Source organism: Kitasatospora sp. NPDC056327, assembly GCF_042261735.1.
GTDB lineage: Bacteria > Actinomycetota > Actinomycetes > Streptomycetales > Streptomycetaceae > Kitasatospora.
The window spans coordinates 1-7139 of the sequence record NZ_JBHJRC010000375.1 but is presented as its reverse complement, the minus strand read 5'-3'; the positions used below and the strand labels follow the sequence as shown (position 1 = coordinate 7139).

The window sequence follows — 7139 nt, the reverse complement described above, 5'->3', positions numbered from 1 at the left end:
GGCCCCCCTCTGCTATTCCCCCCCGCCCCCCGCGGGGGGGGCCGGGGGGGGCGCGGCACCGCCCCCCGGGCCCCCCGCGGCCCGCCCCCGGATCAGGCGGTGACGACGGTGACCTCGCCGATGCCCAGCTCGCGCACCCGGTCCGCGAACGCCGAGGCGTCGCCGACCAGCACGGTGACCAGCCGGTCCGGCGGGAACGCCTTCACCACGGCCTCGGTGGCGGCGGCGGTCGGCAGCTCGGTCAGCTGCCGGTAGACCTCGGCCTGGAAGTCGTCCGCGAGGTGCTGCTCGACCTGGTCGGCCAGGGTGCCGGCGACCGAACCCGCCGTCTCGTACTTCAGCGGCGCCACGCCGACCAGGAACTGCACGGCCTCCGCGCGCTCCGCGTCGGTGAGCCCCTCGGCGGCCAGCGTGCGCAGGATGGTCCAGGTGTCGGCCAGCGCCGGGGCGGTGGAGGCGGTGTCCACCGAGCCGCTGATCGCCAGCAGGGCGCGCCCGCTGCCGTCGGCGGCCGAGCGCAGCGGCTGGGCGAAGGCCCGCACGCCGTAGGTGTAGCCCTTCTCCTCCCGCAGCACCCGGTCCAGCCTGGAGGTCAGGGTGCCGCCCAGGCAGTAGGTGCCGAGGATCTGCGCGGCCCAGGCCGGGTCGTGCCGGTCCGGGCCGAGCCGGCCGATCAGCAGCTGGGTCTGCACCGAACCGGGCCGGTCCACGATGATCACCCGGCCGGTGTCGTCGCCGGTCACCGGCGCGTGGGCGCTCGGCGCGGCCGGGGCGCCCTTCCAGCCGCCGAGGGTCGACTCCAGCAGGGCCGGCAGATCGGTGCCGGTGAGGTCGCCGACCACGACCACGGTCGCGGTGGCCGGGCGCACGTGGGCCTCGTAGAACGCCCGGACGGCGGCCCGGTCGATCGTCTTGACCGTCTCGGCGGTGCCGCCGCGCGGGCGGGACAGCCGGTCGGCGCCGTCGAACAGCGCGGCGTACAGCGCCTTGGCGGCCCGCCGGGCCGGGTTGGCCTGCTCGTGCACGATCTCGTCCAGCCGGTTGGCGACCAGCCGCTCGATCTCGCCCTCGGGCAGCGCCGGGCTGCCCAGCGCGGCGGCCAGCAGGTCCAGACCGCGGGCCAGCCGGGAGGCCGGGACCTCCAGCGAGACCCGGATGCACGGGTGGTCCGCGTGCGCGTCCAGGGTCGCGCCGGCCCGCTCCAGCTCCGCCGCGAACTCCTCGGCGGTCAGCGTGTCGGTGCCCTCGCTGAACGCCCGGGCCAGGATCGAGGCGACGCCGTCCAGGCCCTCCGGCTCGGCCGCGAGCGGGGCGTCGAGCAGCACGTCGACGGCCACCAGCTGCTGGCCGGGACGGTGGCAGTGCAGCACGGTGATGCCGTTGCCGAGGGCGGCGCGCTCCGGCGCCGGGAACGCCCACGGGCTCGGCGTGCCGGGCTGGGGCTGCGGGTGGAAGGTCATGGCGGGGACGTACTCGGTGCTCATACGGCGGCGCCCTCCTCGTCGGTCTCGGCGGTGGCAGCGGTGTCGTCGGCGTCGGCCGTGGTGTCGGCGGCGGTGTCCTCGGCCGGGGTCGGCTCGTACACCAGGACCGCCCGGTTCTGCGGGTTCAGGCGCGCCGCGGCGATCTCCCGCACCTCCTCGGCGGTGACGTCGAGGACCTTGGGCAGGGCGTCGTTCAGCAGCTTCGGGTCGCCGAACAGCACGGCGAAGCGGCAGAGTTCGTCGGCGCGGCCGGCCACCGTGGTCAGCCGGTCCAGCCACTCGCGCTCGATCTGCGCCTGGGCGCGCTCCAGTTCGGCCGGGGTCGGGCCCTCCGCGGCGAACCGGGCGAGTTCCTCGTCGACGGCCGCCTCGATCTGTTCGACGGTGGCGTCGCCCGAGGTCTTGACGTCCAGCCAGCCCAGGCTGGGCGCACCGGACAGCCGCAGCAGGCCGAAGCCGGCCGCGACGGCGGTGCGGTCGCGGCGGACCAGCCGGTTGTACAGCCGGCTCGACTCGCCGCTGCCGAGGATGGTCAGCGCCAGGTCGGCCGCGTCCGCCTCGCGGGTGCCGTCGTGCGGCAGCCGGTAGGCGGCCATCAGCGCCCGGGACGGCACGTCCTCGCGGATCAGCTCGCGCAGCTCCCGGCCGACCGTCTCCGGCAGGCCGCCGTCGCGCGGCGGCTGCTTGCCGTCGTGCGCCGGGATGCTGCCGAAGTACTTCTCCACCCAGGCGATCGTCTGCTCCGGATCGATGTCGCCGACCACCGAGAGCACCGCGTTGTTGGGCGCGTAGTACGTCCGGAAGAACGTCCGGGCGTCCTCCAGGGTGGCGGCGTCCAGGTCGGCCATCGAGCCGATCGGGGTGTGGTGGTAGGGGTGGCCGTCCGGGAAGGACAGCGCGGTCAGCTTCTCGAACGCGGTGCCGTAGGGCACGTTGTCGTACCGCTGGCGGCGCTCGTTCTTCACCACGTCCCGCTGGTTCTCCATCGACGCCTCGTCGAGGGCCGCCAGCAGCGAGCCCATCCGGTCCGCCTCCAGCCAGAGCGCGAGCTCCAGCTGGTGGGCCGGCATGGTCTCGAAGTAGTTGGTGCGCTCGAAGCTGGTGGTGCCGTTGAGCGACCCGCCGGCACCCTGCACCAGCTCGAAGTGCCCGTTGTTGGACACGTTCGCGGAGCCCTGGAACATCAGGTGCTCGAACAGGTGGGCCAGCCCGGTGCGGCCCTTCACCTCGTGGCGGGAACCCACGTCGTACCAGAGGCAGACCGCGGCCACCGGGGTCAGGTGGTCCTCGGAGAGGACGACGCGCAGGCCGTTGGCCAGGCGGTGCTCGGTGATGGCGATGCCTCGCTGGGAGGCGGGGGCCGGGTTGGCCATGCGCTCGGGTCCTTCCCGTCGTCGAAGTCGGGGTTCGTGTGGCGTCCCCCATTGTGGTGCAACGCGCGAACGGCGCGGATGTGTCCGCGCGGACGGGGCGTTCGCCAGGGGCGGAAGAGGGGCGCCGACCGGGTCTGTCGGCCGGAGGGTCCACAATGGGGGCGCCGAGCCCTGTTGACAGAACCGCCGACAGCCCGGCCACACCGCGCCGACGAGACGTGGACGAGACGCAAGCGAGACGTAAGGGAGCCCCGCCGCGATGGCCCGCCGCAGTTCGCAGACCCCGCCCCCCGGAGACTTCGAGGAGCGCATCCTCGACGTCGACGTCGTGGACGAGATGCAGGGCTCGTTCCTGGAGTACGCCTACTCCGTCATCTACTCCCGCGCCCTGCCGGACGCCCGGGACGGCCTGAAGCCGGTGCACCGCCGCATCCTCTACCAGGCCAACGAGATGGGCCTGCGACCGGAGCGCGGCCACGTCAAGTGCGCCCGCCTGGTCGGCGAGGTGATGGGCCGGCTGCACCCGCACGGCGACGCCTCCATCTACGACTCGGTCGTCCGGATGGCCCAGCCGTTCTCGATGCGGCTGCCGCTGATCGACGGCCACGGCAACTTCGGCTCGCTCGGCAACGACGACCCGCCGGCCGCGATGCGCTACACCGAGTCCCGGCTCACCGCCGCCTCGATGGCCATGGTCGAGTCGATCCACGAGGAGACCGTCGACTTCGGTCCCAACTACGACGGCAGCGAGCAGGAGCCGCTCGCGCTCCCGGCCGCCTTCCCCAACCTGCTGGTCAACGGCGCCACCGGCATCGCGGTCGGCATGGCCACCAACATGCCGCCGCACAACCTCTCCGAGGTCGTCGCCGCCGCCCGCCACCTGATCAAGCACCCGAACGCCGACCTCGACACCCTCATGCGGTTCGTCCCCGGCCCCGACCTGCCCACCGGCGGGCGGATCGTCGGACTCTCCGGCATCCGGGACGCCTACGAGTCCGGCCGCGGGACCTTCAAGATCCGTGCCACCACGGCCGTCGAGGCGGTCACCGCCCGCCGCAAGGGCATCGTGGTCACCGAGCTGCCGTACAACGTCGGCCCGGAGAAGGTCATCTCCAAGATCAAGGACCTCGTCAACGCGAAGAAGCTCCAGGGCATCGCGGACGTCAAGGACCTCACCGACCGCGAGCACGGCCTGCGCCTGGTCATCGAGGTCAAGAACGGCTTCGTGCCCGAGGCCCTGCTGGAGCAGCTGTACAAGCTGACGCCGATGGAGGAGACCTTCGGCATCAACAACGTCGCGCTGGTCGACGGCCAGCCGCTGACCCTCGGCCTCAAGGAGCTGCTGGAGGTCTACGTCGACCACCGCTTCGAGGTGGTCCGCCGGCGCAGCGACTTCCGCCGCCGCAAGCGCCAGGAGCGGCTGCACCTGGTCGAGGGCCTGCTCGTCGCGCTGGTCGACATCGACGAGGTCATCGCGATCATCCGGTCCAGCGACAACGCCGCCCAGGCCAAGGAGCGCCTGATGGAGCGCTTCTCGCTGTCCGAGACGCAGACCGCGTACATCCTCGACACCCCGCTGCGCCGGCTCACCCGCTTCGACCGGGTCGAGCTGGAGCAGGAGCAGGCCAAGCTCGTCTCCGAGATCGCCGACCTGACCGAGATCCTGGAGTCGGACACCAAGCTGCGCAGCGTGGTCTCCGGCGAACTGGGCGCCGTCGCCAAGCAGTTCGGCACCGAGCGGCGCACCGTCCTGCTGGAGGCGGGGGCCTCGCCGGCCGCCTCGCTGACCGTCCCGCTGGAGGTCGCCGACGACCCCTGCCGGGTGCTGCTCTCCTCCACCGGCCTGCTCGCCCGGACCGCCGACGGCGAGCCGTTCGAGCTGTCCGAGAAGCGCGCCAAGCACGACGTGATCGTCTCCGCGGTGCCGACCACGGCCCGCGCCGACGTCGGCGTGGTCACCTCGGCCGGGCGGGTCCTGCGCCTGCCCGTCATCGACCTGCCCGCCCTGCCGCCCACCCCCTCGCCGACGCTGGCCGGCGGCGCCGCCGTCACGGAGTTCCTCCGTCTGGAGGGCGACGAGCGGGTCCTCGCGCTGACCACCCTGGACGAGTCCTCCCCCGGCCTCGCGCTCGGCACCACGCAGGGCGTCGTCAAGCGGGTGGTCCCCGAATGGCCCGCCAACAAGGATGAGTTCGAGGTGATCGCGCTCAAGGACGGCGACGAGGTGATCGGCGCGGTCGAACTGCGCACCGGCGACGAGGACCTCGTCTTCATCACCTCCGACGCGCAGCTGCTGCGCTACCCCGCCGGACAGGTCCGCCCGCAGGGCCGGCCGGCCGGCGGCATGGCCGGGATCAAGCTCACCGACGGTGCCCGGGTGCTCTCCTTCACCGCCGTCGACCCGGCCGTGGACGCGGTGGTCGTCTCGGTGGCCGGCGCCTCCGGCACCCTCACCGGCGAGGCCCAGTCCACCTGGAAGGTCACGCCCTTCGAGCAGTACCCGCGCAAGGGCCGGGCCACCGGCGGCGTCCGCTGCCAGCGCTTCCTGCGCGGCGAGGACGCCCTCTCCTTCGCCTGGGCCGGCCCCGCCCCGGCCCGCGCCACCACCGCCAAGGGCGCCCCGGTCGACCTCCCCGAGCGCGACCCCCGCCGCGACGGCTCCGGCACCCCGGTGACCACCCCGATCGCCACGGTCGCCGGCCCCGCATAGCCCCGCCCCCGCCCACCGCACCCCCAGGGGCGCCGGACCTCCCTCCGGCGCCCCTGCGCCGTCCCCGGAACCGAACCACCGCAAGGTGCACCGGTCGGGGGAGACCGGCCGTCCCGGCCGACCGTCCCACGTGCCCGAGGCCCCTGATCCGGCGGAGCGGGCCCGCTGCGGGGTCACCTGGCGCACGCCTCGCGGCCCGTCGGGCGGCCGGTGGCGACCCGACGGCGGGCCGGCCCCGGAGCGGCAGCGGGACCGGCGCACTGCTCGGGCCGCCCGGAACCGAAGGCGGCTGCCGGGGCCACCGGACCGTGGTTCCCCCGGTTCGGGTGCCGGCCGGGCAGCGGCACCCGGCCCGGCCCGTGGCGCTCGTGGTCCGGCCACGCCCTGTCCGGCCCCTGGCCAGGGGGCCGGCCGCACGTGAAGCACGTCCCGGTGGCCCGGTGGCCCGGTCGGCCCGACGCCCGCAGCCGGCCGGGCGACCGCACCGGCCACCGGCCCGACCGGCCCCGGAGACGCCGCGGCGGAGCGGACAGAAGCCGCCCGCGAGGGAGTGGCAAGGGTAGCCTTACCGGGGTGAGCACCTGTGCGACGCTGTCGCGTGAACTGTCGGAGCCGCTGGCCGCGACCGCGGCGACCGCGACCACCTGGTTGCTGGTCGAGCAGAACGGCCCGTGGGGCGCGAAGGCGCTCGGCGAGAGCCATCTGGACCCGGCCGTCGGGCGGGCGCTGGACGCCGCGGCCGACGGGACCGGGGTGCGGGTCGCGCTGATCCGGCGCCCCGGCCGGCACGCGGACTGCCTGCCGGTGCCCCGGCACGAGGTGATCGTGGCGCACACCGTCCCGGCGCCCGGCCGCAGCTGGGTGCGCCGCTCCGAGGTGGCGGATCCGGCGGAGCTCCTGGGCCTCGACTTCGCCGCGCTGGGCGGTGGCGACCACGGGGGGTTCGGCGTGCCGCACGTCGGCGGCCCGGTCGCCCTGGTGTGCACCAACGGCCGCCGGGACCGCTGTTGCGCCCTGCTCGGCCGGCCCCTCGCGGCCGACCTCGCCGCCGCCGGGCACAGCGAGGTGTGGGAGGTGACCCACCTGGGCGGACACCGCTTCTCCCCCACCATGCTGGTGCTGCCGTACGGCTACGCGTACGGCAGGCTGACCGCCGAATCGGCCAAGGAGGTGCTGGCGGCGACGGCCTCCGGCCACATGGTGCCGGAGTGGTCGCGCGGCTGCTCCGGCTGGGACCGCCCGGGTCAGGCGGCCGACCAGGCGGTGCGGCTGGCCACCGGCGAGACCAGGGCCGATGTGCTGGCGGTGACCCAGCGGCCGGACGGCGCGGGCCGCTGGCTGGTCACCGTCCGGCACGAGGACGGCCGGGCCTGGGAGGCCCTGGTGGCCGGCGGCGTCAGCGAGCCGCCCCGGCCGGAGAGCTGCGGCAAGGCGGCGGGCACGCCGTCCCGGATGGAGGTCGCCTCGCTGCGCGGGCTGGACGGGCGGGCTGCGCCGGACGGGCGGTGACCCGGCGAGCGGTGCTCCACGGACGGCAGCCCCGAGGACCGTGCCGAACGGCCCCGGTGGGCG

At 74.9% G+C, this 7139-nt stretch carries 4 protein-coding genes; 2 read left to right on the top strand and 2 right to left on the bottom strand.

Translation table 11 applies throughout. The features are described 5' to 3' along the window. Window positions 1–92: 92 nt before the first annotated feature. The gene (locus ACFCX4_RS33145) at window positions 93–1484 is read right to left on the bottom strand and encodes a M16 family metallopeptidase (RefSeq protein WP_376150638.1); all 1392 of its coding nucleotides are present in this window, start codon (window positions 1482–1484) and stop codon (window positions 93–95) included. After that, window positions 1481–2857, bottom strand: a complete 1377-nt coding sequence (locus tag ACFCX4_RS33140) for a M16 family metallopeptidase (RefSeq protein WP_376150636.1) — start codon at window positions 2855–2857, stop codon at window positions 1481–1483. Before ACFCX4_RS33140 ends, ACFCX4_RS33145 begins: the two co-directional genes overlap by 4 nt. 259 nt (window positions 2858–3116) lie before the next feature. On the opposite strand from ACFCX4_RS33140, the gene ACFCX4_RS33135 reads away from it, so the two are divergent. Together ACFCX4_RS33135 and ACFCX4_RS33130 are read left to right on the top strand one after the other, a co-directional pair. Further along, entirely contained in the window at window positions 3117–5567 is a 2451-nt protein-coding gene (locus ACFCX4_RS33135; protein ID WP_376150634.1) for a DNA topoisomerase (ATP-hydrolyzing) subunit A, read from the top strand. 573 nt (window positions 5568–6140) lie between these two features. Next, a complete protein-coding gene (locus ACFCX4_RS33130) occupies window positions 6141–7076 on the top strand; it encodes a sucrase ferredoxin (protein WP_376150632.1) in 936 nt (311 codons plus the stop codon). Window positions 7077–7139: the final 63 nt, after the last annotated feature.

What these genes read in the sequence shown, in the direction of transcription:
- ACFCX4_RS33145 (WP_376150638.1), bottom strand. Translation starts at nt 1,484, where the DNA reads ATGAGCACCGAGTACGTCCCCGCCATGACCTTCCACCCGCAGCCCCAG.
- ACFCX4_RS33140 (WP_376150636.1), bottom strand. Translation starts at nt 2,857, where the DNA reads ATGGCCAACCCGGCCCCCGCCTCCCAGCGAGGCATCGCCATCACCGAG.
- ACFCX4_RS33135 (WP_376150634.1), top strand. Translation starts at nt 3,117, where the DNA reads ATGGCCCGCCGCAGTTCGCAGACCCCGCCCCCCGGAGACTTCGAGGAG.